Consider the following 25,948-nt stretch of genomic DNA (forward strand, 5'->3'; position numbering starts at 1 on the left):
TGAACTCTGACCAACAAAAGTGACGCCTGTCAAAATTCAAAAAAACATAATCAATACTGATAATGAACCGGCGTTCCAACTATTGAAATGTTTCTCTTTTGCGCTAAAACTGAGCACAGGTTGATTTGTGCGATTCGGTTTTACTTATCTATGCCGATGACCTCACGTTGCAGGAAAGCGACAGATGGGACGCCCCTACCGCACCAACCGATAACATAAGGGCATGTGGATCGATAAATGCCCATCACACTACTCTCGAAAACAGGAACTCGACACATGAAAGCATTAGTTGCCCCGATTGCCGCAGGTTTACTGCTGGCACTGAGCCACGCCAGTCTGGCTGCGGATACTGGTGGTTATACCAAGACAGACGGCGGTGATGTCGCCGGTGCGGTGAAGAAGACCGCCGCTTCGATGCAGGACATTGTAAAAATTATCGATGACGCCAAACTTGACGCTAACGGTAAGAAAGTGAAAGGCGGTGCCTACCCGCTGATTATTACTTATACCGGCAATGAAGACAGCCTGATCAACGCGGCGGCTGCCGATATCTGTAGTCAATCCGCCAAAGACGCCCGTGGCGTGGAAATCAAAGATTTCACCAAAGGCATCACCATCATTGGTGCTAACGGCTCATCTGCCAACTTTGGTATCTGGATTGTGAACTCTGAGAATGTGGTCGTTCGTAACATGCGTATCGGCTACCTGCCGGGTGGCGCACAAGACGGCGACATGTTCCGTATCGACAACTCGCCGAACGTCTGGCTTGATCACAACGAACTGTTTGCCGCCAACCACGAGTGTGATGGTACCAAAGATGGCGATACCACCTTTGAGTCTGCCTTTGATATCAAAAAAGGCGCGACTTACGTCACCATCTCTTATAACTACATTCACGGTGTGAAGAAAGTCGGTCTGGCAGGCTTCAGCGCCACCGATAGCGCTGAACGCAACATCACTTATCATCACAACATCTACAGCGACGTGAATGCCCGTCTGCCGTTACAACGCGGTGGTAACGTTCATACCTATAACAACCTGTACACCAAAATCACCAGCTCTGGCATCAACGTGCGTCAGAACGGTAAAGCGCTGATCGAAAACAACTGGTTTGAAAACGCCGTTGACCCGGTCACATCCCGTTACGATGGCAGCAACTTCGGCACCTGGGTACTCAAAGGCAACAACATCACCAAACCGGCTGATTTTGCTACCTATAACATTACCTGGGATGCAGACACCAAAGCGTATAAAAACGCCGATGCCTGGACATCTACCGGGACGTATCCAACCGTACCTTATAGCTACAGCCCGGTCAGCGCCCAGTGTGTGAAAGACAAACTGGCTAGCTACGCCGGTGTTGGCAAAAACCTGGCCACACTGACCGCCGCCGCGTGCGGTAAATAAGTACCGCCCCCTGCGTCTCACACCTGCGTGAGACGCTGTGCTCCACCCGATAGCCTCGGGTGGAGCCGTTATCACTGTTTTCGGACAAGCGATACCCTCATCGACTTATCCGGTTATCTTCTGCCGCAGTTGCTCGTAAAACCGGCCTGCGTTTGGCATAAGGATTAAGCCATTATGAAACTGACTCTATTATCCGCATTGCTGTTTAGCGCCACGGTACTGAGCGCACAGGCCGCCAGCACCGCTGCGCCAGATTTAAAAGGATTTGGCACCGAAACTGTCGCCGGTAGCGGCGGTAAAATTATTCGCGTCACCTCGCTGGCCTCAACGGGGGCTGGTACCTTGCGTGAAGCGCTGGCCACCAAAGGGCCGCGCATCATCGTGTTTGAAGTCGGTGGCATCATTGATCTGGGTGAAAGAGACATCAAGCTCGTCGAACCCTTTGTGACTATTGCAGGCCAGACGGCTCCATCACCGGGTATTACGCTGGTTAAAGGCGGCATGTCCATCTCCACGCACGACGTCCTGATGCAGCATATTCGTTTTCGTATCGGCGATAACGGCCATGCCAAAAAGAGCGGCTTTGAAAAAGATGTCTCAGTCAACGGAAAAGACGCTTACAACGTCGTGGTCGATCACTGTAGCTTTGCCTGGGGTACGGATGAAAACCTCTCTATTTCCGGCCCGCGTTACGATGGCCCGTCCGGTACGGCACATAACGTCACCTTATCCAATAACATTATTGCCGAAGGCTTGTATGACTCCAGCCATTCAAAAGGCATTCACTCTATGGGAACGCTGGTACACGATAACGTGACCAACGCCGCCATCATCGGCAACCTGTATGCCCACAATAACGAGCGCAACCCGTGGTTTAAGGGCGCGGCAACGGGTGTGGTGGTCAACAACCTGATTTACAACCCAGGCATTTGGGGCATTCGCGTTGGGGTCATTCAAAGTGAATGGGAAGGGCGCGAGCTGCCCGTCAATCCGAAAGTGGCGATTGCCGGTAACGTGATGTATCACGGGGCCAATACCCAGTCAGGCTTACCGCTGGTTGGCAGCAATACCACCGGTGGCGATGTCTGGATGAGTGATAACCTGGCATTCGACAAAGCAGGGAAAGCCGTTGCCCTTACCTCCGGTAGCGCTACCGGCATTAAGCTCCTGCAATCCGCCCCCGTCTGGCCAACCGGCCTGACCGCCCTGAGCGCATCCTCCGTTGCCAATCAGGTGACCCAGCACACCGGAGCACGCCCGAAAGACCGGGATGCCGTAGACAAACGCATCGTCAGCGATTTCCAAAAACGCAGCGGGGCGTTTGTGAACAGCCAGAGCGAAGTCGGTGGCTATCCGACAGCCACTACCACCACACGGGCCCTGACCGTACCGAGCACCGGTGTGGATAGCTGGCTGCAACAGATGGCGAAAGACCTCGAGTAATCATCGCCATGACGTAGTACCCACCTGGAAAACCGGCAGCAGTAAAAATACCTGCTGCCGGTTTTGTTTTCAGGCCAAAAATTCAGGCAAAAATATCGCACGTTTCCGCCACGCTGACGTCCGCCTGACATGCGGTGTCGATATGCTGAGCGCAGACGCACTGACAAATCCAGGCATCTGACGGATAAATCTTCATACCTTTCTTTTGGCTGAAATATCACGGTGATGTTGACAAAAACTCCCGCTAAACCGTATACCAATGTGACTACACGCGGTAAAACAATGAATCCCTGCCACTGCGTAATAACAGCGAGCACATAGCGGTTCTGATAGTCCCTCACGGTATTGATAATCACTGCCATACGGGTATATTTCCGCCGCATCAGGTGGCATAAAAACATCTCCCTTCAGGAGATCTGGCGCAAGCCAAAAGGTAGCAATAAACAGGACGACGCTGCGCGCAATAAGGCTCGCAGGCACGCTCTTTGGAGACGGGCCTGCCTTGTTGTGTTTGTATAGGATGAGGTCATGACTCGATTTCATTACTCACGGTATCAGTTTAACTATCAATAAACCTGTCGCCGTGTCGCCATGGAAGGATAAATCACACCCCGCCGGTTTTCCGTTGAGCAGCCCACCCCCTGCACCAGCGGCGGTAACTTTTTTCTTTTGAGGTGAACCATGCGAGTCGATGTCCCAACCATGTTTCTGATGATCATCGTCTCAAGCTTTGCTCTGGCACTGTGCGCACGCTGGTCAGCCCACGGCCAGCGAGATAAAGAGTTGATTATTTCCACCTGGGCACTGGTGTTCCACGGTATTGCCTACATCCTGTACGCACTGCGAGGACAGATCCCCAACGCGATATCGATAATTCCCTCAAACACCCTGATTGCGTTAACTTACTCACTGCTGCTGCTGTCTGTCACCACCTTCCAGCAACGCCATGTGCCGCGCGTATTATTATGGGGGCCTGCCGTCTTTGCCGCCGCATTCTTTAGCATCATGCTGGATAACCAGAATGCGCGTACCGTCGTCAGTGGTCTGTTATGCATGCTTCAGGCTTGCGTAGTCATCGGCTATTTGTTGACGCAACAAAGTACGCAAGATAACAGCCAGCCCGTGCGTGGACGCAATCTGATGGTGCTAGGGCTTTGCGTTAACATCGTGAGTATTCTTCACCGCCTGCTCATGTTGTTATTTAGCGGAGACTACCCGGCAACCTTACTCACCAGTTCTCCGCTGCAAACCCTGATTAACGTCGCAAACTTTTCCACGCTGTTATTCGTCGCCAACGGCCTGATGATGATGGCCAAAGACCGCTCCGACCACCTTAACAGCCTGATGCTGCGACAAGACAATCTCACCGGCTGCTGGAACCGCATCCGGGTACAAGAGATAGCCCGCCAGGAGATGGCGCGGTTAGAGCGCTACGGCTATCCGGTGTCATTGCTGATGCTCGATTTGGATCACTTTAAAAGTGTGAATGACGACTACGGTCACGCCACCGGGGATGAGGTGCTAAAAGCCTTTGCCCATACGGCTCGCTCTATTTTGCGCACCACCGATGTACTCGGACGCTGGGGAGGAGAAGAGTTCGTGGTTATCCTGCCTGCAACTGGCATCAGCGGTGCGATTCAGACCGCAGAACGCCTGCGACAGGCACTGGAATCACAACGTTTTTCACAAAACTTGCAGGTGACAACCAGTATTGGCATCGCCGTCTGCCAGTCTACCGACCACTGGGAAAGCTGGCTGGGGCGCGCCGACCTGGCACTCTATCGGGCAAAAGCCGCAGGGCGCAACCGTATCGAAACCGAGGCCCTATTGGTAGACCCGACCTTAACGACAACGACGCTGCCAGACACCCATCTTATCCGTTTGACCTGGCATACTCACTATGAAATCGGGCATGCTGATGTAGATAAGGAGCATCAGTATCTGTTTAATCAGGCCAACGAGTTGTTGCAGATAATCCTGAATAACGGGACGCGTGAGGTATTTTTACATCAGATAAGCCAGCTTATCGATATTCTCAACGATCACATGCAGCACGAAGAACAGCTGTTATGGGAAATGCGCCACCCGGATGCCGGGCACCATGCACAATTACACAGCCACCTGTTATGGCGTGCCGGCGAGCTGCAACAGCGGTTTGAGCAACAGCAGGTCGGCATGATGGAGCTGTTTCACTACGTGGTGTATGAAGTCATCACCCAGCATATGCTGATTGAGGATAAAAAACTGGAGTTACTGACGTCGTGAACACGCACGCTCCCCATTCCGGCATCAGGCCACGGAATGGGGCGATGACCCAAAAGCAGTGTTCAGCTTATTTCTTAATGATTTTCGCAGACTGAATGACGACAGGCTTGGTCGGGACATTCTGGTATGGCCCTACATTTTCTGTCTGCACCTGCGAAATTTTATCCGCCACTTCCATGCCTTTTACCACTTTACCAAACACGGCATAACCGAAATCACGCTGGCCGTGGTCAAGGAAGGCATTATCCGCAACGTTGATAAAAAACTGGCTGGTGGCGCTGTCTTTTTCGCTGGTACGCGCCATCGAAATGGTGCCACGCAAATTGCGCAAACCGTTATCGGCTTCGTTTTTAATCGGCGAATTAGTGGATTTCTGTTTCATGTCGCTGCTAAAACCGCCGCCCTGCACCATGAAACCGGGAATAACACGGTGGAACAGCGTCCCGTTATAAAAACCGCTGTTAACGTAATCAACAAAATTTTTCACGGAAACCGGCGCTTTTTGGTCATCCAATGCCAGTTCGATATTACCTGCGGTGGTGGTCAGCAACACATGAGTCGAAGAAGGTGCGGCAAAAGCCGGAGTAAATGCGGTCAGAGAAAGCACGGTTGCTACCGCAGCCAATAGACGTTTTGACATGAAGAATTCCTTTTGAGGATCAACGACAGAAAGCGTACCGATTTTAATTAGCCACACACCGCTACGCTACCCATTTACTTTTTTTTACGCGATCCTGCCCACTCATTGCTGATAAAAACAGCACTATTTGTGCGTTACGCCCCCCATCTTACTCTGAATTGCATGACAACCACAGCGACCGGCCGCTGCAAGCCGTGAAAAACAGGGCATGCAGCGGCGAGAAAGCTCAACACGAATGGTTAGGCTTTACTCAATGTGTGCGCATCGATCCAGTCGAAATTAATGTCTTCGCCAAGGCCAGGGAGCTGAGACAAGTGCACGAAACCTTCGTCATCCATCGGGTCAACCAGCGAATGTAAGTACGCCGCCGGTTCATCATAATTCATGAAGGGGTGCAGCAGGCCGCGCTCATACCAGCGGCAGTTTTTCACCGCCCCAACCACCGACAAGTTAGCTGCGCCATTGCCGTGAATTTCACAATCCATGCCAAACGCTTCCGCCAGATGCGCCACTTTCAGGCAAGGCGAAATCCCGCCCACGCCCTGCACACCGGCACGCAGAATGTCACAAGCGCCCTCTTTCACCCAGTCAGCACGGCTGAAGTATTTGCCACCGAGGCTTTCCGGCCCGATAACGTCAATGTCCAGATTGCTACTCAGCCAGCGGTAAGACGCCATGCTCTGCTCTTCCATCGGCTCTTCAAACCAGGTGAAATTCAGCTTCTGCAATTCACGGCCAATATAGAGCGCCTCGCTGCGGCTATACCAATGGTAGCCATCCAGCATCAGGTTGATATCCGGCCCGACCGCCTCACGCACCGCGGCACAGGCTTTGACATCCATCTGCGGGCTGGGCGCAAAAGAAACCGGCGGCATCCAGGTGTGCAATTTGATCGCTTTATAACCACGCTGAACCAGTTTCTCGGCAAACTGACCATACTCTTCCGGTGTAGACAAGCCGCCTTGCAGCTCATCACCACACATGGTGCTGCCATAAGCAGGCACTTTATCGCGATAGCCGCCCAGCAGTTTATACACGGGCATATTGAGCACTCGCCCGGCCAAATCCCACAGCGCCTGCTCCACAATCGCCAGCGCCCGATCCGTCAGTTGATGTGCGCTGCCACGCTGCCAGTGCACCAAATCCTGCCATAGCCGCTCACGATCAAACGGGTTCTGACCTATCAGCACTTTGCGGAAAAAGCTGTTAACCACATAGGGGCGCACCACCTCGGGCGGAGCAAAGGCATAGCCTTTATGTCCCTCATCCGTGCTGATGGTCAAGAGCGCCATGCTAGCCTGATGTTCTTCCCCTGGATGTGAATGCCCTGCGCTATCGGAAACACGACGCGTGGGATAAGTGAAGACGGTGACGTCAATAGATTCAATTTTCACGGTGATTACCTGCCTGAAGGTGCGCCTGCCAGCCTGCATTTTTATTCACCATAATGTCTGGAATAAGAACGCAGCGCTGATTTAATAAAACCCTGTTTTATTTTTAATAATTATTGAGCAACACTACTGTGACGTCATTAGGCAATTTACGACATTTGTGAAAATTATCCGCCCGATGATTATGCATTTGCCCTATTTACAACGGATAAGACCTCAGAAAATAAAAAACGCCGTCCCCAGCGGGCACGGCGTCATCACCATTGAGATGTTATATTTCAGCGCTGAGGGCTACGTCCGCGCGACAAACCCCACCACATCATAGACTTTGCTCAGTGTGTCCTGGGCGCGGGCGCGGGCTTTTTGTGCACCGTCACGCATCACTTGCTGTAAGAAAGCGTCATCGTTACGGAAACGATGGTAACGCTCTTGCAGTTCGCTGAGCATACCGGAAACCGCATCCGCCACCGCCCCTTTCAGATGGCCATACATCTGGCCTTCAAATTCCTGCTCCAGTTCGGGAATCGCTTTTCCGGTTACGCCACTGAGAATATCCAGCAGGTTCGAGACACCGGCTTTGTTTTGCACGTCATAACGCACCACCGGCGGCTCGTCAGAATCGGTGACGGCGCGTTTGATCTTCTTCACCACCGATTTTGGGTCTTCCAGCAGGCCAATGACGTTATTACGGTTATCATCCGACTTGGACATTTTTTTCGTCGGCTCCAGCAGCGACATCACGCGCGCGCCAGATTTGGGAATAAACGGCTCGGGAATACGGAAAATATCGCCATAAATGGCGTTAAAGCGTTGGGCGATATCACGACTTAATTCCAGATGCTGCTTCTGGTCTTCACCTACTGGCACCTGATTGGTCTGATACAACAGGATATCGGCAGCCATCAACACCGGATAGTCGAACAGCCCGGCGTTAATGTTCTCGGCATAACGTGCTGATTTATCTTTAAACTGCGTCATACGGCTCAGTTCGCCGAAATAGGTGTAACAGTTCAGCAGCCAGCCCAGTTGTGCATGTTCCGGCACATGGGATTGAACAAAAATGGTGCTTTTCTGCGGGTCGATACCGCAGGCCAGATACAGCGCCAGCGTATCCAGTGTCGCGTTACGCAACTGCTGCGGGTCCTGGCGCACCGTTATCGCGTGCTGATCCACGATGCAATAAATGCAGTCAAAATCATCCTGCATGTTAACCCACTGACGTAACGCACCCATGTAGTTACCAATGGTTAACTCGCCTGACGGCTGTGCGCCGCTAAATACAATGGGCTTACTCATGTCATGCTTCCTGATCGTTTAAAAGGGATGACCCGACAAGGGGCAGTAAATCCGTAAAGCGCTCCAGCACCGCATCAGGGTGGCTAAGGGTTATCGCTTCACCGTAGTTATATCCATACGTCATACCCACGCACGGGCAACCGGCCGCGCGGGCGGCCTGGATATCATTGCGAGAATCACCGACAAACAGCAATTCATGCGCGTGCAGCCCGAGCTTGCCCAACACCATATAGAGAGGGTGCGGGATGGGGTTTTTTCTGCGCAACATCATCGCCCCCAAAACTAGCGAGAAATACTCACCGATACCCAGCGCATCAAGCAAAGGGGCAACAAATGGCGTGGGTTTGTTGGTCACAACCGCGAGGCGAAAGCCACGCGCCGCCAATGGCGACAGTGTTTCCTGCACACCGGGATAGAGCAGACTGCCGCTCTCCACCGAGCGGGCATAGTACTTATCAAATAACGTTCGGGTATCGTGGATTTGTTGTGGCGTCGGCTCCACGCCCGCCCAGCGCAGCGCGCGCTCCACCAGCACATCGGCACCGTTACCAATCCAGGTCGCCACCCGTGCCTCACCGGCATGGGGTAACGACAACGCGCCTAACGCCATATCAACCGCGTGGGCCAGACCGGGTGCGCTGTTAACCAGCGTACCGTCAAGATCAAACGCAATACCACGCACCGCATCGAAATCAGGCATGAGTGGCCGCCTCCAGTTCCTGGCGCATACGCGCAATCACCGCCTGATAATCCGGCTGGCTAAAAATCGCCGACCCGGCAACAAACATATCAGCACCGGCGGCAGCAATTTGCGCAATGTTCTCCACCTTCACGCCACCGTCCACTTCGAGACGAATATCATAACCGCTGTCATCAATCCGCTGACGCACCTGACGCAGTTTATCGAGCGTCGCCGGAATAAACGATTGACCGCCAAAACCGGGGTTAACCGACATCAGCAAAATGATATCCAGCTTATCCATCACATAATCAAGATAACTGAGCGGAGTGGCCGGGTTAAACACCAGACCGGCTTTACAGCCGTGGTCTTTGATCAACTGCAAGGTGCGATCAACGTGATCAGACGCTTCCGGGTGAAAGGTGATAAAACTGGCACCCGCCTGGGCAAAATCAGGGATCAGCCTGTCAACCGGTTTAACCATCAGATGGACATCCACCGGCGCAGTAATACCGTAGTTACGCAGCGACTTGAGCACCAGCGGGCCAATGGTCAAGTTCGGGACATAATGATTATCCATCACATCAAAGTGAACGACATCCGCCCCGGCGGCCAGCACATTTGCCGTATCCTCGCCAAGGCGGGCAAAATCGGCTGACAAAATAGACGGGGCGATTAAAAACGGTTTCATGCGTTTCTCCAAACCATTAAGTCGGTATTTCGCTGCCGGGCACGACACTGTGAAGACACACCTGTGCAGCCGCTCAGTCAGGAAACAAGCGGTCGTTTCCTGTCATTTCTTTTTTCATCCGCGATAGCGCCACACCCATACGCACCACCGGCGCTAGCAATACAACGCCAGCAATTCATTGACCTTACTGCGACCCGAAATATTACGGCTAATGGTGCGACGCGCCTTGACCACGTATAACGATGACGCATCACGATACCACTCGCGGGTCAACACCGTATCATGGTTGGAAATCAGGACCGGAATGTGGCCCTGAGATGACAATCGCTGCGCCAGTTGCGCCAGGTTTTGCTGGTCTTGCGTATTGAAATTGCTGGTATGGTACGCCGTGAAATTGGCCGTTGCCGACAAGGGCGCGTAAGGCGGATCGCAATACACCACCGAGCCGGATAATGCACTGGTCAGTGTTTGCTCGTAATGTTCACACACAAAGGTGGCGTTTTGCGCTTTTTGTGCAAACCAGTACAGTTCTTCTTCAGGAAAATAGGGCTTTTTATAGCGCCCGAACGGTACATTAAACTCCCCCCGCATGTTATAGCGACACAACCCGTTATAACAGTGGCGGTTCAGATACAGAAACAACTGTGCCCGGCGGTAGTCATGGGTGCAGAGATTAAACTCCTCCCGTAACCGATAAAACGCATCGGACGTATTCATTTCATCAATAAACAGTTTGCGGGCGTCACCAATAAAATCATCGGTTTTGTTTTTGACGATGTTATACAGATTGATCAAATCACTGTTGATATCAGCCAGAATATAGCTGTCGTAGTCGGTATTAAGAAACACAGACCCGGCACCCACGAAAGGTTCGATTAATCGCTCTCCCGCTGGCAGATATCGACGAATCTCTTCCACCAGCGGATATTTACCACCAGCCCATTTTAAGAACGCGCGGTTTTTCTTCATGCCGTCGTTAATTACTCATACAGTTCAGAGCCACGGATTGTACTCTGTTAAGACAGCACATCAGGGCCAATTGGTGTTACTTGGTTAAGTCCTGCTTCACCTGACGGATAGGCCTGACCCATGGTTTTTTCGCCTGAACATCAGCAGGCAGCGATGATATCGCGCGTTTCGCATCTTCCGGCGAGGCATACACACCATTCACCAAAACATACCACGGACGCCCATCGCGCTTTGTTTCATACACCCAGTAATTCGTCAGGTGCAGCTCTCTGGCATACGTTTTCAAAGAGTCTTCACGAGAAGCACTACTGAGCTGCAACGTGAAATGGCTGGCAGGTGCGCCTTGAATCGATGCGCCTGCCGGTGTCGCCGCTGCACTATGGGGCACAACCGCCGTGGCCGGTTTAGGGGTTGCCACTGCGACTGCGGGCTTGCTCGATGGCGCGGGCACCAACGCCGTCGTCGGCGTCTTGTGCATATTCACAACCGGACGCGCCACCTCTTTCGGCTCGGATTTCGGCTCTGGCGACTTATGCGATGACGGCTTTTCAACCTTCTCCGGCTGAGTGCGCGTTGGCGCAGGCGCTGGTGTCTTTTCTACCGATGCCGCACGGCCACCTTTAGTCGGCGGGGAATACACCGTCGCAGGTTCAGTAGGAAGACCGGCAGAAAATGCATTCATGCGGTCTTGCTGCTGCGGCTGGGACAACGCATCGGTAATATTCCCAGGCAACTCGATACGCTGCTGCCCACCGTTTTGTGGCACCAGCGGAGCCTGAGTGGGTGTACCGGAAACCGGCTGCCCGCTCAGCAACTGCGGCGAACCTGAATTCTGCACAGACGCGGCGGCGGGTGCAGAAGGGGCTGCGGCAGCAGGAGCCGATGCGTTTGGGTTGTCAGTCATCGATGATGCTGATGCTAAATCAATATTTTTCCCAGTGCCGGAACCGGACGACGACGACGCAGGCGCTGGCGAGTTTTGACCAGGCGACTGAAGCGCAGAACCAATACCAATAATCAACAGCACCAAGACAACGATGCCGATCCCTATCATGGTATGTTGTTTGGATAACGAAACACTGGGGGCAGAAAGGCTTTTGCTGCGTTTCTGCTGACGCGCGGGCCGCCGATCGCTGGTATCCGGCTTCAACGCATCTTCTGGATTAAACTCATCCATGTATACCCTCCAACTGAAAGGCTAGCTTCCCCAGATGGCTGACTCTGCGAAAGCTAAATCATAAGGCATTGTATTTTAAACGTAAACTACCGAAAAACGGCCCAATGGCTATTCAGCCAACTGAAACAGCGTTTCAGGGAAGGCAATCGGCAATGGACGCCAATACCAGTTCGTGAGCGATACCAGCCCGAACCTCAGACTGACCAATCGCAGTAGGCAGCACCAGACGCAATTCACCGGCCAGCACTTTCTTATCACGCATCATATGGGGCAGATAGGCCTCGGGAGCCATCGCTTTCGGGCCGGTAACAGGCAAACCGGCACGCAGCAACAGCGCTTTGATGCGCTCAACGTCGGCAAGACTCAACTGCCCAAGACGATGAGCCGCCTGCGACGCCATCATCATCCCGGCTGCTACCGCCTCGCCATGAAGCCAGTTGCCATATCCCATTTCGGCTTCAATCGCATGCCCATAAGTGTGGCCTAAATTCAGCAGTGCGCGTAACCCGGATTCGCGTTCATCCGCCGCCACCACGTCCGCCTTCAACTCACAACAACGGCGGATACAGTAAGCCAGCGGCTCATGCTGCAAGCTTCTGAGCGCATCGATATGGGTTTCGAGCCACTCAAAAAATGCCCGATCCAGAATGATGCCGTATTTGATAACTTCCGCCAGCCCCGAGGATAGCTCGCGCGCAGGCAACGTTTTCAGACAATTCAGATCAACCACCACCGATGCCGGTTGATAAAACGCACCGATCATGTTTTTGCCCAACGGGTGATTGACGGCGGTTTTCCCCCCAACAGAGGAATCAACCTGCGAGAGCAAGGTTGTCGGTACCTGAATAAACCGCACGCCACGCTGGTAACAGGCCGCAGCGAATCCGGTCAAATCACCAATTACGCCACCTCCCAGCGCCACCAGTGTGGTATCACGCCCGTGAGGTTTTGCCAGCAGTGCGGAAAAAACCTGCTCTAAAACCGCCAGCGATTTATATTGCTCGCCGTCAGGCAGAACCACCTGATCAACCCGCACGCCACTGGTTTCCAACACACCTCGCACGGTATCAAGGTAAAGCGGTGCCAGTGTCTCATTTGTCACCAGCATCACCTGATCGCCCGCTTTGAGCGGCATAAAAGAGGCGGCCTCGTTAAAAAGGCCAGCGGCTATCGTAATAGGGTAACTGCGTTCCCCAAGGGTGACGGTAACTCTTTCCATGCGCGTTCCATTGATCTGTCAGAAACCTGCAATAGGCAGGAAGTTACACAAAATCAGTTGTTTTCCAGCATGCTGATAATCTGGTTAGCAACGACTTTGGCGCTTTGTTCATCAGTACGAATGGTGACATCGGCGATTTCTTCATACAGCGGATTGCGCTCTTTCGCCAACGCCTCCAACACTTCGCGTGGTGGGGTTTCTACCTGTAACAGCGGGCGTTTCTTATCGCGTTGAGTACGGGCCAGTTGCTTTTCGATAGTCGTTTCCAGATAGACGACCACGCCGCGTGCAGACAAGCGGTTGCGGGTTTCACGGGATTTCACCGACCCACCACCTGTCGCCAGCACAATGCCCTGCTTTTCTGTCAATTCATTAATGACTTTCTCTTCGCGCTCGCGGAAGCCTTCTTCACCTTCCACATCGAATACCCAGCCCACATCAGCCCCGGTACGTCGCTCAATTTCTTGATCGGAGTCGAAAAACTCCATATTGAGCTGCTGAGCTAACTGACGGCCAATAGTGCTTTTGCCGGCACCCATAGGCCCAACCAGAAAGATATTGCGTTTCTCTGCCATTTTTTTGGTATTACTAAGAAATTCGTTAATGATAACCCGCCCCGCCATGTAACCTGCGGCGGAACCTAAACTGAAACCTCATGAGCGATAGTGCGAGAATCAGACAAAAAATTATCTCAATACTCAGGGTAGTTTGGCAACCGAATAAAACGCCCCATGAATCAGGCTGAGGTAAATGTACATTTTATCTACACCTCGTTGATTCACACCGACGATGGAACACCACTGCCGTGCTCAAGCCGCTATCCTTGTATGCTAAAACGGCGGTATCGTCAAACGATGAACGACACTATTTGACGAATGATACCGCCGACCTCACACATAACATCCCCCATAACCTCATCGATTTATGCAGACAAAGGGCTCCAGTGCGACATGAAAGTCAGTCTGCGGCCACACGCTTTACCGGAAGAATTAACGTTGGGGTAATAAAAATAACCAACTCCCGGCGGGTATGCTGCTGGCTGGTGCTGCGAAACCAATGACCAATACCCGGCAAAGCTCCCAGCCCCGGCACCTGACGAGCTCCCAGATTTTTTTGTTGCTGGAAAATGCCGCCCAGCACAATCGTTTCACCATCCTGAACCGTTACCTGAGTCTGAATTTCCTGTTTATCAATCGCCAGCGCTTCGCCCTCCTCTCCCTGCTTGATAGCCCGTCCCGGCATGTTCTGGCTAATCAATAAATTGAGCGTTATCTGCCCGCCATGCAAAACCTTCGGCGTGACCTCCATGCCCAATACCGCTTCTTTAAATTCAATCGACGTCGAGCCACTGGCCCCGCTGGAAACCTGATAAGGGATCTCGGTGCCCTGCTTGATACTGGCCGTTTGCTGATGGGCGGTAAATAAGCGCGGGCTGGCGATAATCTCCACCTCATTTTCCTGCTCCAGCGCCATCAGCTCCAAATCCAGCAGACGTCCGTTGAGACGAGCCAGATGGAAACCTGCATTGATTGCGGGTGATTCAACCGGCAGGCTGACATTAAAGCGCTGCATTTGTAAGGCTTGCGCCGTATTCGTAGCCTCTTGCATGCCCCAGTTGACACCAAGTGCTTTGAGATGCTCGCTGCTCATCGTCACAATATGTGCAGCCAGTTGTACTTGTGCCAATGGCTTATCCAGCGCGGCAACCCACGCCGCTACTTGCTCAAGCGCACTGGCTGTATCACGCACTAATAGCGTATTGGTTCGTTTATCTACCGAAGCACTGCCGCGCGATGTTAACAGCGTGCTGCGCTGACTTTGCAGACTCGTGAGCACGTCACTTGCCTCGGCGTACTGCAACGTCAGTGCGCGATTCTCTAATGGCGATTGCTGGCGCTGTTTTTCCGCATTCTCCTCTTGCTGCTGCTGGCGCACTTTTATATGGCTTTCGGGATACACCATCATCACCGTACCGTGCTTTTCCAGTGTCAATTGCCCCATCTGAAGAATAATGTCGAGCGCCTGCTGCCAGGGCACCTGATGTAAATTGAGGCTAAGGTTCCCACTGACGCCCGGAGCTACCACCAGATTGAGCTGCTGATGATCCGCCAGCGCCTGTAACACCTTTTGAACCGGGACATCCTCAAAAGCCAGTGAAATCGGCGGTGTATCACCAGCCTCTGCGGCCAGGCCTGCCAGCAGTAAAAAACCACACAAACCACGCGCTATACATCCTGTATACATTCCTGACTCCTTAAATTGCTCAAGCGCTAATGACTTACTCCCGATGCTGAAAAGGCGCAAGCAGGTGCCACGCTGCCTTGCCACACCCGGTGGTACTGGCAAGCGGCCATAGCGCGACACCGTGGTTATCCACCTGACCGATTTGCCAGCCCTCTGGTGTAATCACATCCCCTGTGGTGACTCGCCGCCAACGGTGTGCTTGTGCAAGCCAACCGACCCAACCGGACGCTGACCCGATAACGCCTTTTAATTGCCAGGTCTTTACCGCGGACATGGCTTCACAAGGCTGTGCTGAAACGGGCGGCACAAACGGGTCTCGCAGAGGTTCCGCCGCAGCTGGCGCGACCTGTACAGTGAGTGAGAACGATAAAAGAAAGCACCACCTCATGCGAGTCATTGCGCTTGCTCCGTGTCTGCTGGCAGTGATAATTGCAGCGCGGCAATCAGCCCGGTGGTGCCCTTTCGCAACGAAAGCTGGTCAATGCGCACCACCACGTCCAGCGCATTCAGGCAGGCAAGAAAGTTGAGGATGGCGGCATAATCGGCATGCAAGGTCAGTTGCCAGGTTGCAGGCGCAGTGGCTGCACCTTGCAAGGTACCCGGCTGCCAGTTGGCCAACACTACGCCCGACTGGCTTATCGGGCGAGCCAGCAGTGCTGCCACATCAGGTTGTGTATTCTCTGTGCCAGTCAGCGGGGGAATATCGCGCAGCATTGCCTGTAGCGGTATATGCGCGATGCTGTCTCGTATTTGTTCAATTGCCTGCCGGTGATGCTGATATTGCTGTTCGGTTGCTTGCAGCGACTGGCGCTCTGCCAAAGACCAAAGCCCGATGACAACCAGCGCCAGCGCTAACACGCCCATGACAGGCAGCAGCAGTAGTTGCCACAGCGGCACAGCAAGCCAGCGAAGCATGAATGGGATGAGCCAGTTTACGGGATACGCCACCTTCATTGGCGCTCCTGCGGCGCACCGGACACCTGCCAGTACAGGCGTAATGAAAAGTGCATTTCATCTGGCTGTGTTTTTTCAAGCCGCGCCTGTTCCAAAACCACGCGTTCAATCAAAGGCCACTGCGACAGACGGTTGACCCACTGCATGATGTCATCATAACGATGGCTAATCCCCGACAGATGCAGTTGCCTGCCAGCCCCGTCAATGTCGGTTAACCAAAGCGTTGCGGGCATACGTGCCGGCAACTGTTCCAGCAGTTGCTGGTAGCGCTGAGCCTGCCTGCGGCCATATAGCCGGGCTGCCTGCAACGCCTGCTGTTTTTCATACATCAGCCAATCACGGTGCACCTCACGATAGAGCCGTTCATAACGTACCTGCTGTGCCTGAGTCTGGGCTAACTGCTGCTGTAATCTAAGGCGCTGTTGGTGCGCATCACCCCGTAGCACCATCCCGATGACCAGCCCCACCAGTAACGCCCCCGCACTCACCACCGCCGCCAGCCGGAGACGCCGATAGGCCAGACGCTGACGCCAGGGCAAGAGATTCATCATCAACATGGGGTATCCTCCGGGCGCACTGCCAGCCCGGCGGCAATCGCAAATGCCGCCGGAAAAGCCGGTAAAGGGGGATGTACGCGAAAGGCGCTCAACACCGGCCAGTCAAGAATAGCAGGCGAGGCGACCGGCACAGCCTGTGGTGTACTGGCGCTCAGATAAGCATCGTATGCAGCGCCCTGCTGATAACGCGCATTAATGGTAGCAAGCCGCGTGGATTCATCGGCCAGCTCCTCTGGGTGAAGCGTACCAAATGCCAGTGGGGCCTCGAGCGGCGATACCCACAGCCAGTGGTCATCAAACCGGTGCAATAACAACCGGTTTGGTGCCAAACCGGCACACGCAGCCATGCAGCGCAGCGCACAGGGCGTTATCTCTACAATATCCGCGTACAATCCTGCGGCCATCAGGCAGTGTAGCCAGGCATTAAGCTCCGTTTGCCGGGCGGCGATAACCAGCAGTGATTCTGGCGCTTGAGGATCAGGGCGATAATCGAGTGCGACATCCTCAATGCCAACAGGTAATAGCTGAGCCATTCTGCTGCGGATATAACCACCGCGATAAGGTTCGCGCAAACGCGAGTCAGGCATCGCCAGCCGCTGCTGTAATACCCGCGAAGCGGGAAAACCCAGCCGCAGTGAGATATAACGGGGTAATTCCTGCCGCCATTGACGAAGAACCGTACAAAGCGCCTCAGGATGATGTAGACTAGCGCCGCGTAACGTATCGTCCGGCAAAGGCAGTTGCCACCAGTGACGCAATTGCCAGCCATGTCGGCGGCGCTGTACGGCCAGAGCACGCACCATGTTGTTCTGTATGTCCAGCCCAACCTGCCAGATGGGATAAGCCATGGGTGTTCGATCTCCTTATCGTCATAAATATCGTCATAAAGAACATATCCACCTTGCTGGCTTCCCTTTATACTAGCGCCCGTCTGTTTATAAACTATTCAATTGCTACTGAATGGAAAATCTCCGGTGAAGTTCGTAAAGTACTTATTCATCTTTGCAGTAAGTTGCATTCTGTTGGGAGCCGCTTCGCTCTTTGGCCTTTATCGCTATATTGAGCCACAGTTACCTGATGTCGCCACGCTCAAGGATGTGCGCCTGCAAACACCTATGCAGGTTTACAGCGCAGACGGTGAATTAATCGCCCAGTTTGGCGAAAAACGGCGCATTCCGCTGAAGCTGGATCAAATCCCCCCTACGCTGGTGAATGCCTTCATCGCCACCGAAGACAGCCGTTTCTTCGAACATCACGGCATTGACCCGCAAGGGATTGTGCGTGCGGCAGTGATTGCGCTGACATCCGGCCACGCCTCTCAGGGGGCCAGCACCATTACCCAGCAGTTGGCGCGTAATTTCTTCCTGAGCCCGGAACGCACTTTACTGAGAAAAATCAAAGAAGTGTTTCTGGCCATTCGTATTGAGCAAACGCTGACGAAAGAAGAAATTCTCGAACTGTATCTGAACAAAATCTATTTGGGCTACCGCGCGTATGGCGTCGGTGCGGCAGCGCAGGTCTATTTTGGCAAACCGGTGGAGCAGCTCTCACTGGCACAGATGGCGATGATCGCCGGGCTACCCAAAGCACCGTCCACCTTTAACCCGCTCTATTCCTACGACAGGGCGGTGTCACGGCGCAATGTGGTGCTCTCACGTATGCTTGATGAGAACTACATTACCCAGACGCAATACGATCAGGCGCGCAGTGAAAAACTGGTCGCCGATTACCATGCGCCGGAAATGGGGTTTTCTGCGCCATACATGGCAGAAATGGTGCGCCAGGAAATGTTCAAGCGCTATGGTGAAGATGCGTATAACGACGGTTATAAAGTGTACACCACCATTACGCGCAAGCTGCAACTCGCCGCCGAAGATGCGGTGCACAATAATGTGCTCGCCTATGATATGCGCCACGGCTACCGCGGTGCGGATCAGGTGCTGTGGAAAGTCGGTACGCCTGCCTGGACGCAGGATAAGATTGTCGAGGCGCTGAAAAAACTGCCGGTTTACGGCCCGCTCTTCCCGGCAGTCGTGACTGATGCCAGTGCCGATAAAGCCCATGCCATGATGGCAAGTGGCGAGAAAATCGAACTGCCACTGGCAGGCGTTCGCTGGGCTCGCCCCTATCGCTCTGACGACCAGCAGGGGCCGACGCCCAAGCGGGTAACGGAAGTGCTCGAGGCCGGTCAGCAAATCTGGATACGTAAAGTCGATAACGACTGGTGGCTGGCGCAGGTGCCGGATGTCAATTCTGCTCTGGTTTCGCTCAATCCTAAAGATGGTGCCATTCTGGCACTGGTAGGCGGCTTTGATTTTAACCAGAGCAAATTTAACCGCGCGACGCAGGCATTACGGCAGGTCGGTTCAAACATCAAGCCATTCCTGTATACCGCAGCGATGGACAAAGGCCTGACGCTGGCAACCATCCTCAATGACGCACCGATCACCCGCTGGGACCCCGGTGCCGGTTCCGACTGGAGCCCGAAAAACTCGCCTGCCGTCTATGATGGCCCGATTCGCCTGCGTCAGGGGCTGGGGCAATCGAAAAACGTGGTGATGGTGCGCGCAATGCGGGCAATGGGGGTCGATTATGCGGCCAGCTATCTGGAACGCTTTGGCTTCCCGGAGCAAAACATCGTGCATACCGAATCACTGGCCCTGGGTGCCGCCTCCTTCACACCACTGCAAGTGGTGCGCGGTTATGCGGTGATGGCAAACGGTGGTTATCTGGTTGACCCGTATTTCATCACCAAAATTGATAACGCCGCAGGCAATACGCTGTTTAGCGCCACACCAAAAGTGGTGTGTGATACCTGTAATCTGCCGGTGATTTACGGCGATACCCAGCGTTCCGCCGTGTTATCTGATGACAGCATGGAGAATGTGGCTACCTCAGCAGAGAGCCGCGCCGCCACCGAGCCTCAGCCCGATGCCATTACACCGGCAGAAGTCGCTCGTCAGGCCGCGGCACAGCCTTATGCGCCACACGTCATCAGCACACCACTGGCGTTTTTGATAAAAGATGCGCTCAACAGCAACGTGTTTGGTGAACCGGGGTGGATGGGCACGGGCTGGCGTGCCGGTAAAGTGCTGCAACGTCACGATATTGGCGGCAAAACCGGTACGACCAATAACTCGAAAGATGCCTGGTTTTCCGGCTATGGCCCAAATATTGTGGCCTCAGTCTGGATTGGTTTCGATGACCATCGGCGCGATCTTGGTAAAGCATCCGCTTCCGGTGTCATTCGCGATCAGGCCTCCGGTTACGAAGGGGGGGCAAAAACCGCTGAACCGGCCTGGGATGACTTCATGAAAATCGCCCTCGCTGGCGTGACTGAACAAAAAACGCCGCCACCGCCGGGTATTGTCACTGTGACGATTGATCGCAGCAGTGGCAAATTGTCAGATGGCGGGGGTAATAGCCGTCAGGAATTCTTCATTGAAGGCACTCAGCCAACCGAGCGTGCGGTGCATGATGCCGGTACCACGTTGTTCAACAGCAGCAGTGGGCAGGCAGAAGAACTGTTTTGATAACCGCGTTCGGGAACACAGCGTGACCAATACCCTCCGAACCGGCATAATAACCGGCCCCCATCAGGGCCGGAATGACAAGCAAAAAGGCGCGTTCATCGCGCCTTTTTTACATCCAGCCCAGCCGGTACTGTTGCCACCCTGATTACAGGCGTGATTGTTCTGCCAGCCAGCGTTGCAGCAAAAACAGTGCACTGACATTACGCGCCTCACGAAAATCAGGCTCGTTTAACAGCCGCATCATCTCGGCCAGCGGCCAGCGCACCAACTGTAGTGGTTCTGGCTCATCGCCTTGCAGGCGCTGTGGATAAAGCCCGTTTGCCACCACCACGTTCATGCTGCTGGAAAAATAGGAAGGTGCCATGGTCAGGGTAGAGAGCAGTTCAAAGCGTTGTGCACCAAAACCAGCCTCTTCCATCAGTTCTCTGTTGGCCGCATCAAACACGCCTTCACCGGGGTCGATAAGCCCTTTCGGAAAGCCCAGCTCGTATTGCTCAATCCCCACTGCATATTCACGAACCAGTAGCAACTCCTCACCCAGCACCGGAACTATCATTACCGCATGACGGCCTGATGGGCGCATCCGCTCGTAGACTCGGCGCTCGCCATTGCTAAACTCCAGATCCACCGACTCCACATTAAACAGGCGTGATCGCGCAACAGTCTCAACCTTGAGAATTTTGGGTTTTTGCAGGTTATTATTCATCGTGGCCTCTGTAAGGAAACATCTCCGGGGCTACTGTTCGCACAGAAAAAATCGGGCAGAACCGCTGTTTCCTAAAGACTATTCAGTGAGTCACATTGTGCGTTAACATTAACAGCTGCTGCAACTTTATCATGGCAAACTCACATCCTGGCAACACATTCAACACATTAATTTTTCTTATGGAAGGAAGAGCCCCAAAACAACATCAGCCGCGATGCATTCATCAAAAAAATTCAGACTTTCCTCATTTTTGCTTCATGCTTTGCTTGCTACGATGCACAGTTAAACAAGTAATCGCCGGTTAATTCAGCCAGTAACTATCCGTCATGGATTAACAAGGTTCGTGTAGTTTTGTTACTATCAAGCAATAACAAAGGGGAACCTTACACTGTTGGCTGGAGATAATATGAGCACAATACTCATCATATTGGCTGTATTGTTTGCCTGCCTGATGGTGTCAGGGGGGGTCATTGGCTATCTCATGTATCGTCGTCTTTTATTTGCCAAGCGTTTGCCAGTTACACCGTCAGGGCATCGTCAACTGACGGCGTCAGAGCGTATTGCTATTGAACGTTATCTGGCTATGATTCACCCAGACGGCACAACGACGCCATCACTGCCTGTTCCTGCATCACGCCTTCCCCGACTGTTACCAGGCAATCGGGTATACCCGATTACCCATAGCATCACCCGTTACGGACTCAGTACCGATGCGCCGAATAAATGGCGTTATTACATTGATACTCAGGAAGTCCATCTGCCCGCCCGTTGGGAACAATTCATTACGCAGAACAATGAAATCGAGCTTATCAAAACCCGGTCGATGCCCTTGGTCATTTCATTAAATGGTCATTCGCTCACCGAGTTTATTCATGAGCTAGACGGTGCAACCGGTGGGGATATTCCTGGTGAGCAGGCTTCAATCCGGCCGGAAGTTCACGAGCATACTGAACTGGTCGCCATCCGAAAGGAAACACCGGAAGAACACGCCGTACATCGTTCACGCGGCCTGCGTGAAGCAGCGGTATTAAGTCTGGCGTTTATACTGCTGGTGTTCAGCCTGACCAGCCCGCTTACGGTGCTGTTCTGGCTGGCCGCAGCAGCATGTACGATGGTGGTCTGGGGATGCTGGCAACTGCTTCGTCCTGCATCACAAAAAGAACTGCGCGAAGTGCACTGCCTGAACGGCACACCGCAGTGCATGGGCCTGTTCAGCGATACCAGCAACAACCCGATTAACAACGTCTCGCTGGGTAACATTGATCTGATTTATCCGCCACACTGGCAACCCTATATCGGCTACGATCTCGGTACCAAAACCGATGTAGACATCTACCTGAATCGTCAGGTAGTCCGTCAGGGCAAGTACCTGTCATTACATAACGAAGTCAAATTTTTCCCGCTGCAACACTGGGGTAAAAACGCCGTTCTGGCGACCGGGGCGCTGGTCAGTCTGGTGTTATTGCTCACGTCAGTACCACTCGATTTACCGCTGAAGCTCAGTCTGGCCTGGGTGCAAGGGGCTGAAAACATCAAAGTTACGCAGGTTGAAGAGCTCGAGCATATGGCTCTGCACGTCGGCGACAAACTCCAGGTTCGCGGCTCCGGTATGTGCTACGTGCCACCTGCGCCCGCTCACTCGGTCAACAAATCTGCCTTTGCACCTTTTGACTGCGCGGGTATTTACTGGAACAAAGCGGCTCCGTTGCCGTTGCCCGAATCAGACGTTATCGATAAGACCGCCGCACTGCAAAAAACCGTTCAGGAGCAGTTACACCCGGCCGAAAGCGATAATCAGGTCAGCGCCCAGTTAGCTGATGCAATTCAGAAATCCGGGATGATCCTGCTAAACAACTTTTCAGACATTGTGCTTAAAACCGATGCGCTGTGTGAAAGAGAGGAAGATTGCACCCGCCTCAAAAATGCATTGGCGAATCTGGGGAATGCCAAAAACTGGGATTCACTGGTAAAACGGGCACGCTCTGGCGCACTCAAAGGGATGAATGTGGTGCTGCGCCCGGTCAGCGCCGAGTCACTCGAATCACTGGTCAAAAACGCCACCGATGATTTCTACAATCGTGAGACAAAAGCCGCTTCCAGTGCGCTGAACAGCCCATCACCGGGCGGTTTCCTGCTGCACAGTGACGAAGGCCGCCAGTTCGTTAATCACCCGCCGCCCCCCACGCCACTGCGTGATTTCCCACCGCAAGAGCAGTGGCAGGAGTTACTGCGGCTCTCCGCCATGTTGTTACACACGCCGTTTGAAGCCAGCGGTGTGATTACTCAGCTCAGTATCGATGCCAACGGCACCCGTCATATTTCACTACACAGTGAGCCGGATGCGGTGACAATGTGGCGCTCACTGGGCGTGTGTGTATTGTTGCTGGCATTCAGTGTGATCCTGATACTGAATCTGGTGTTAGTGGTGGTCAAACGCCGCCGCAGTCAGCAGCGTATCGCCAATATCCAGCAATATTACGCACGCCATCTGGTGCCCGAGGCTCCCGCAACGGGCAACGTCATCTACGGTAACGTCATCCATTCCTGATACGGTATCCGCGTTGGTCTGTCATCTGCCGCTTTGAGCGCTGATGCTACGCTGGTAACATTTATTATGCTGGTAATAGCAGCTGCGCTGAGAATATCCACTGCCTGATACCCGGTTTCTCCAGGTCAGGGCATTAGCCTGGAGGACATATGAACCCCGAACTGAACTGGAATACGATTGATACCGTTTTACTGGATATGGATGGTACGTTGCTCGATCTGGCATTTGACAGCTATTTCTGGCTACAACTGGTGCCAGAATCACTCAGCCGTCAGCGCAACATCAGCCTTGAGCAGGCCCACGCCCTCATTCATACGGAATACCACGCCGTTCGTCATACCCTTAACTGGTATTGTTTTGATTACTGGAGTGAGCGGCTGGGGCTGGATATTTATCAAATGACCAGTGATATCGGGCATCGGGCGCGTTTACGTGACGACACGGCCCCATTTTTGCGGGCACTGCGCGAAAGTGGCCGTCGCACCATTTTGCTCACCAATGCGCATCCACACAGTCTGGCGGTGAAAGTTGCTCATACTGGCCTTGATAAGCACCTTGATTTACTGCTTTCCACCCATACTTATGGGTATCCCAAAGAGGACAGGCGGTTGTGGCTGGCAGTACAGGCACAGACCGGCTTTGACCCGGAACGAACGCTGTTTGTGGATGACAGCGAGCCGATTCTGGATGCAGCGAGAGCCTTTGGCATTCGTTATTGCCTGGGGGTGCGCAACCCGGATTCGACCCGCAGTGAACAAACCGTTTTTCGCCAGCATCCGTCAATGAGTGATTATCTGGCACTGCTGCCGGGCATCGCTCAGTCAACATTCACGACCCCTCAGGAGTGCTCATGAGTAAAGGCAAGGCGCATGAGCCTGACGATGACAACAGCGTCCGGCTGGATAAGTGGCTGTGGGCCGCGCGGTTTTACAAAACCCGCGCGCTGGCACGGGAGATGATCGACGGCGGCAAAGTGCATTACAACGGCCAGCGCAGCAAACCCGGAAAACTGGTAGAGCTGGGGGCAGAAATCACCCTGCGTCAGGGCAATGATGAACGCACGGTCAGGGTTCATCTGCTCAGTACACAACGTCGTCAGGCGGCCCAGGCACAAACGTTGTATGAAGAAACACCACAAAGCATTGAAAAACGCGAAAAGCTGGCCATCGCCAGAAAAATGAATGCGTTATCCATGCCGCACCCGGACAGGCGGCCGGATAAAAAAGAGCGCCGGGATTTAATCAAATTCAAATACAGTGACGTGGAATAAGCCACTGTCACCACGAGAGAGCATTATGGCCAATCACGACCAATTACATCGTTATCTGTTTGAAAACCATGCCGTTCGCGGTGAACTGGTAACAGTAAGCGACACATTCCAGCAGATGCTGGCCAACCATGATTACCCACAGCCAGTGAAAAACGTGCTCGGTGAAATGCTGGTTGCCACCAGTTTGCTGACCGCTACGCTGAAATTCAGCGGCGACATCACCGTGCAGCTACAAGGCGACGGCCCGCTGAAGCTTGCCGTCATCAACGGCAACCACCAGCAGCAGATGCGCGGTGTAGCCCGCTTGCAAGGCGAGATAGCCGCCGACAGTTCGCTGCACGACATGATCGGCAATGGCTATCTGGTCATCACCATTACCCCAACCGAAGGCGAGCGTTATCAGGGCGTGGTCGGTCTGGAAGGTGATAATGTGGCAAGCTGTCTGGAAAACTATTTCCAGCAATCTGAACAGTTACCCACTCGCCTGTTTATTCGTACCGGTGAGCACGACGGCCGCGCTTGTGCCGCTGGCATGTTGTTGCAAGTGCTGCCAGCCCAGCAAGGCAACCGGGATGACTTTGACCACCTCACGCAGTTGACCGCCACGGTAAAAAGCGACGAGCTATTTGGCCTTAGCGCTAATGATGTGCTCTACCGCTTGTATCATCAGGAAAACGTCACGCTGTATGAGCCGCAGCCGGTGGCATTTCGTTGCCATTGTTCCAGGGCACGCTGTGCTGATGCTTTGATGACGCTACAGCCAGAAGAAGTCAGCGATATGCTGGCACAAGATGGGCAGATAGACATGCATTGCGACTATTGCGGCAGCCACTATCTGTTCAACGCGCAGGATATTGCCGATATTCGCCAGTCGGCCCCCTCCGCCACACTGCACTGATTCTCCCCGGTCATCTTTGTTCTGACAACGGCCCATTGCGGGCCGTTGTGTTATGCGCGCG

General features: G+C 53.5%; 23 protein-coding genes. 8 read left to right on the forward strand and 15 right to left on the reverse strand.

All coding sequences use genetic code 11. The features are described from left to right. The first annotated feature begins 276 nt into the window (after positions 1 to 276). The 3 genes from DAQ1742_RS18645 (at position 277) to DAQ1742_RS18655 (ending at position 5,115) form a co-directional block, all read left to right on the forward strand. Positions 277 to 1,407 carry a polysaccharide lyase gene (locus DAQ1742_RS18645; RefSeq protein WP_035344630.1) on the forward strand — a complete coding sequence of 377 codons (1,131 nt, stop codon included), beginning with the start codon at positions 277 to 279 and terminating at the stop codon, positions 1,405 to 1,407. 174 nt (positions 1,408 to 1,581) lie between these two features. Continuing rightward, a complete protein-coding gene (gene pelZ, locus DAQ1742_RS18650; protein ID WP_035344635.1) occupies positions 1,582 to 2,850 on the forward strand; it encodes a pectate lyase PelZ in 1,269 nt (422 codons plus the stop codon). A 681-nt stretch (positions 2,851 to 3,531) separates the two neighbouring features. After that, on the forward strand, positions 3,532 to 5,115 hold the full coding sequence (locus DAQ1742_RS18655) for a diguanylate cyclase (RefSeq protein WP_232046557.1): 1,584 nt from the start codon (positions 3,532 to 3,534) through the stop codon (positions 5,113 to 5,115). A 67-nt stretch (positions 5,116 to 5,182) separates the two neighbouring features. On the opposite strand, the gene ppiA is transcribed toward DAQ1742_RS18655, so the two are convergent. The 14 genes from ppiA to pilM all read right to left on the reverse strand — a co-directional run bounded on the left by ppiA (position 5,183) and on the right by pilM (position 17,780). Further along, complete coding sequence (gene ppiA, locus DAQ1742_RS18660; RefSeq protein ID WP_035344637.1) at positions 5,183 to 5,755, reverse strand: peptidylprolyl isomerase A; 573 nt, start codon at positions 5,753 to 5,755, stop codon at positions 5,183 to 5,185. Positions 5,756 to 5,994: 239 nt separating this feature from the next. Beyond that, complete coding sequence (locus tag DAQ1742_RS18665) at positions 5,995 to 7,149, reverse strand: mandelate racemase family protein (RefSeq protein WP_035346371.1); 1,155 nt, start codon at positions 7,147 to 7,149, stop codon at positions 5,995 to 5,997. 288 nt (positions 7,150 to 7,437) lie between these two features. Beyond that, positions 7,438 to 8,442: a tryptophan--tRNA ligase gene (gene trpS, locus DAQ1742_RS18670; RefSeq protein WP_035344645.1), complete on the reverse strand. Its 1,005-nt coding sequence runs from the start codon at positions 8,440 to 8,442 to the stop codon at positions 7,438 to 7,440. A gap of 1 nt (position 8,443) precedes the next feature. Next, on the reverse strand, positions 8,444 to 9,142 hold the full coding sequence (locus DAQ1742_RS18675; RefSeq protein ID WP_180706192.1) for a phosphoglycolate phosphatase: 699 nt from the start codon (positions 9,140 to 9,142) through the stop codon (positions 8,444 to 8,446). After that, a complete protein-coding gene (gene rpe / locus DAQ1742_RS18680; RefSeq protein WP_035344649.1) occupies positions 9,135 to 9,812 on the reverse strand; it encodes a ribulose-phosphate 3-epimerase in 678 nt (225 codons plus the stop codon). The genes DAQ1742_RS18675 and rpe overlap by 8 nt, the downstream gene beginning before the upstream one ends. 153 nt (positions 9,813 to 9,965) lie before the next feature. Further along, positions 9,966 to 10,781 (reverse strand): adenine-specific DNA-methyltransferase, encoded by an 816-nt coding sequence (gene dam / locus DAQ1742_RS18685; protein ID WP_035344651.1) that lies wholly within the window; start codon positions 10,779 to 10,781, stop codon positions 9,966 to 9,968. Between the two features lie 76 nt (positions 10,782 to 10,857). Further along, positions 10,858 to 11,958 (reverse strand): SPOR domain-containing protein, encoded by a 1,101-nt coding sequence (locus DAQ1742_RS18690; protein WP_067487340.1) that lies wholly within the window; start codon positions 11,956 to 11,958, stop codon positions 10,858 to 10,860. Positions 11,959 to 12,091: 133 nt separating this feature from the next. Further along, a complete protein-coding gene (gene aroB / locus DAQ1742_RS18695; protein WP_035344655.1) occupies positions 12,092 to 13,177 on the reverse strand; it encodes a 3-dehydroquinate synthase in 1,086 nt (361 codons plus the stop codon). Between the two features lie 53 nt (positions 13,178 to 13,230). Next, positions 13,231 to 13,752, reverse strand: a complete 522-nt coding sequence (gene aroK / locus DAQ1742_RS18700) for a shikimate kinase AroK (RefSeq protein ID WP_027710718.1) — start codon at positions 13,750 to 13,752, stop codon at positions 13,231 to 13,233. A 382-nt stretch (positions 13,753 to 14,134) separates the two neighbouring features. Beyond that, positions 14,135 to 15,421 carry a DNA uptake porin HofQ gene (gene hofQ / locus DAQ1742_RS18705; protein ID WP_051124130.1) on the reverse strand — a complete coding sequence of 429 codons (1,287 nt, stop codon included), beginning with the start codon at positions 15,419 to 15,421 and terminating at the stop codon, positions 14,135 to 14,137. Positions 15,422 to 15,455: 34 nt separating this feature from the next. Beyond that, positions 15,456 to 15,818, reverse strand: a complete 363-nt coding sequence (locus DAQ1742_RS18710) for a HofP DNA utilization family protein (RefSeq protein WP_051124132.1) — start codon at positions 15,816 to 15,818, stop codon at positions 15,456 to 15,458. Next, positions 15,815 to 16,369 carry a hypothetical protein gene (locus DAQ1742_RS18715; protein WP_145916219.1) on the reverse strand — a complete coding sequence of 185 codons (555 nt, stop codon included), beginning with the start codon at positions 16,367 to 16,369 and terminating at the stop codon, positions 15,815 to 15,817. Before DAQ1742_RS18715 ends, DAQ1742_RS18710 begins: the two co-directional genes overlap by 4 nt. A 2-nt stretch (positions 16,370 to 16,371) precedes the next feature. Beyond that, the gene (locus DAQ1742_RS18720) at positions 16,372 to 16,932 is read right to left on the reverse strand and encodes a PilN domain-containing protein (RefSeq protein ID WP_035344661.1); all 561 of its coding nucleotides are present in this window, start codon (positions 16,930 to 16,932) and stop codon (positions 16,372 to 16,374) included. Next, positions 16,926 to 17,780 (reverse strand): type IV pilus biogenesis protein PilM, encoded by an 855-nt coding sequence (gene pilM / locus DAQ1742_RS18725; RefSeq protein WP_035344664.1) that lies wholly within the window; start codon positions 17,778 to 17,780, stop codon positions 16,926 to 16,928. Before pilM ends, DAQ1742_RS18720 begins: the two co-directional genes overlap by 7 nt. A gap of 126 nt (positions 17,781 to 17,906) precedes the next feature. On the opposite strand from pilM, the gene mrcA reads away from it, so the two are divergent. Then, positions 17,907 to 20,465, forward strand: coding sequence for a peptidoglycan glycosyltransferase/peptidoglycan DD-transpeptidase MrcA (gene mrcA / locus DAQ1742_RS18730; protein WP_035344666.1), 2,559 nt, complete (start codon positions 17,907 to 17,909; stop codon positions 20,463 to 20,465). A 145-nt stretch (positions 20,466 to 20,610) separates the two neighbouring features. On the opposite strand, the gene nudE is transcribed toward mrcA, so the two are convergent. Next, a complete protein-coding gene (nudE, locus tag DAQ1742_RS18735; protein ID WP_035344668.1) occupies positions 20,611 to 21,171 on the reverse strand; it encodes an ADP compounds hydrolase NudE in 561 nt (186 codons plus the stop codon). A 406-nt stretch (positions 21,172 to 21,577) separates the two neighbouring features. On the opposite strand from nudE, the gene DAQ1742_RS18740 reads away from it, so the two are divergent. From DAQ1742_RS18740 to hslO, 4 genes are all read left to right on the forward strand, one after another. Continuing rightward, positions 21,578 to 23,719 carry an intracellular growth attenuator family protein gene (locus tag DAQ1742_RS18740; protein ID WP_035344671.1) on the forward strand — a complete coding sequence of 714 codons (2,142 nt, stop codon included), beginning with the start codon at positions 21,578 to 21,580 and terminating at the stop codon, positions 23,717 to 23,719. Positions 23,720 to 23,868: 149 nt separating this feature from the next. Then, positions 23,869 to 24,573 (forward strand): GMP/IMP nucleotidase, encoded by a 705-nt coding sequence (gene yrfG / locus DAQ1742_RS18745; protein WP_035344673.1) that lies wholly within the window; start codon positions 23,869 to 23,871, stop codon positions 24,571 to 24,573. Beyond that, complete coding sequence (gene hslR / locus DAQ1742_RS18750) at positions 24,570 to 24,989, forward strand: ribosome-associated heat shock protein Hsp15 (RefSeq protein WP_035344676.1); 420 nt, start codon at positions 24,570 to 24,572, stop codon at positions 24,987 to 24,989. Before yrfG ends, hslR begins: the two co-directional genes overlap by 4 nt. Positions 24,990 to 25,014: 25 nt before the next feature. Beyond that, positions 25,015 to 25,887, forward strand: a complete 873-nt coding sequence (gene hslO / locus DAQ1742_RS18755) for an Hsp33 family molecular chaperone HslO (RefSeq protein ID WP_035344679.1) — start codon at positions 25,015 to 25,017, stop codon at positions 25,885 to 25,887. The last annotated feature ends 61 nt before the right edge of the window (positions 25,888 to 25,948 follow it).

The organism is Dickeya aquatica (assembly GCF_900095885.1).
Classification (GTDB): Bacteria; Pseudomonadota; Gammaproteobacteria; order Enterobacterales; family Enterobacteriaceae; genus Dickeya; species Dickeya aquatica.

Excerpts from the sequence above, each read along its gene's own strand:
- aroB (WP_035344655.1), bottom strand. The coding sequence starts at position 13,177 with ATGGAAAGAGTTACCGTCACCCTTGGGGAACGCAGTTACCCTATTACG.
- pelZ (WP_035344635.1), top strand. The coding sequence starts at position 1,582 with ATGAAACTGACTCTATTATCCGCATTGCTGTTTAGCGCCACGGTACTG.
- dam (WP_035344651.1), bottom strand. The coding sequence starts at position 10,781 with ATGAAGAAAAACCGCGCGTTCTTAAAATGGGCTGGTGGTAAATATCCG.
- hslO (WP_035344679.1), top strand. The coding sequence starts at position 25,015 with ATGGCCAATCACGACCAATTACATCGTTATCTGTTTGAAAACCATGCC.
- DAQ1742_RS18740 (WP_035344671.1), top strand. The coding sequence starts at position 21,578 with ATGAGCACAATACTCATCATATTGGCTGTATTGTTTGCCTGCCTGATG.
- yrfG (WP_035344673.1), top strand. The coding sequence starts at position 23,869 with ATGAACCCCGAACTGAACTGGAATACGATTGATACCGTTTTACTGGAT.
- nudE (WP_035344668.1), bottom strand. The coding sequence starts at position 21,171 with ATGAATAATAACCTGCAAAAACCCAAAATTCTCAAGGTTGAGACTGTT.
- ppiA (WP_035344637.1), bottom strand. The coding sequence starts at position 5,755 with ATGTCAAAACGTCTATTGGCTGCGGTAGCAACCGTGCTTTCTCTGACC.
- pilM (WP_035344664.1), bottom strand. The coding sequence starts at position 17,780 with ATGGCTTATCCCATCTGGCAGGTTGGGCTGGACATACAGAACAACATG.
- hofQ (WP_051124130.1), bottom strand. The coding sequence starts at position 15,421 with ATGTATACAGGATGTATAGCGCGTGGTTTGTGTGGTTTTTTACTGCTG.
- DAQ1742_RS18710 (WP_051124132.1), bottom strand. The coding sequence starts at position 15,818 with ATGACTCGCATGAGGTGGTGCTTTCTTTTATCGTTCTCACTCACTGTA.
- trpS (WP_035344645.1), bottom strand. The coding sequence starts at position 8,442 with ATGAGTAAGCCCATTGTATTTAGCGGCGCACAGCCGTCAGGCGAGTTA.
- rpe (WP_035344649.1), bottom strand. The coding sequence starts at position 9,812 with ATGAAACCGTTTTTAATCGCCCCGTCTATTTTGTCAGCCGATTTTGCC.
- DAQ1742_RS18720 (WP_035344661.1), bottom strand. The coding sequence starts at position 16,932 with ATGTTGATGATGAATCTCTTGCCCTGGCGTCAGCGTCTGGCCTATCGG.
- DAQ1742_RS18645 (WP_035344630.1), top strand. The coding sequence starts at position 277 with ATGAAAGCATTAGTTGCCCCGATTGCCGCAGGTTTACTGCTGGCACTG.
- DAQ1742_RS18675 (WP_180706192.1), bottom strand. The coding sequence starts at position 9,142 with ATGCCTGATTTCGATGCGGTGCGTGGTATTGCGTTTGATCTTGACGGT.
- DAQ1742_RS18690 (WP_067487340.1), bottom strand. The coding sequence starts at position 11,958 with ATGGATGAGTTTAATCCAGAAGATGCGTTGAAGCCGGATACCAGCGAT.
- DAQ1742_RS18655 (WP_232046557.1), top strand. The coding sequence starts at position 3,532 with ATGCGAGTCGATGTCCCAACCATGTTTCTGATGATCATCGTCTCAAGC.
- aroK (WP_027710718.1), bottom strand. The coding sequence starts at position 13,752 with ATGGCAGAGAAACGCAATATCTTTCTGGTTGGGCCTATGGGTGCCGGC.
- hslR (WP_035344676.1), top strand. The coding sequence starts at position 24,570 with ATGAGTAAAGGCAAGGCGCATGAGCCTGACGATGACAACAGCGTCCGG.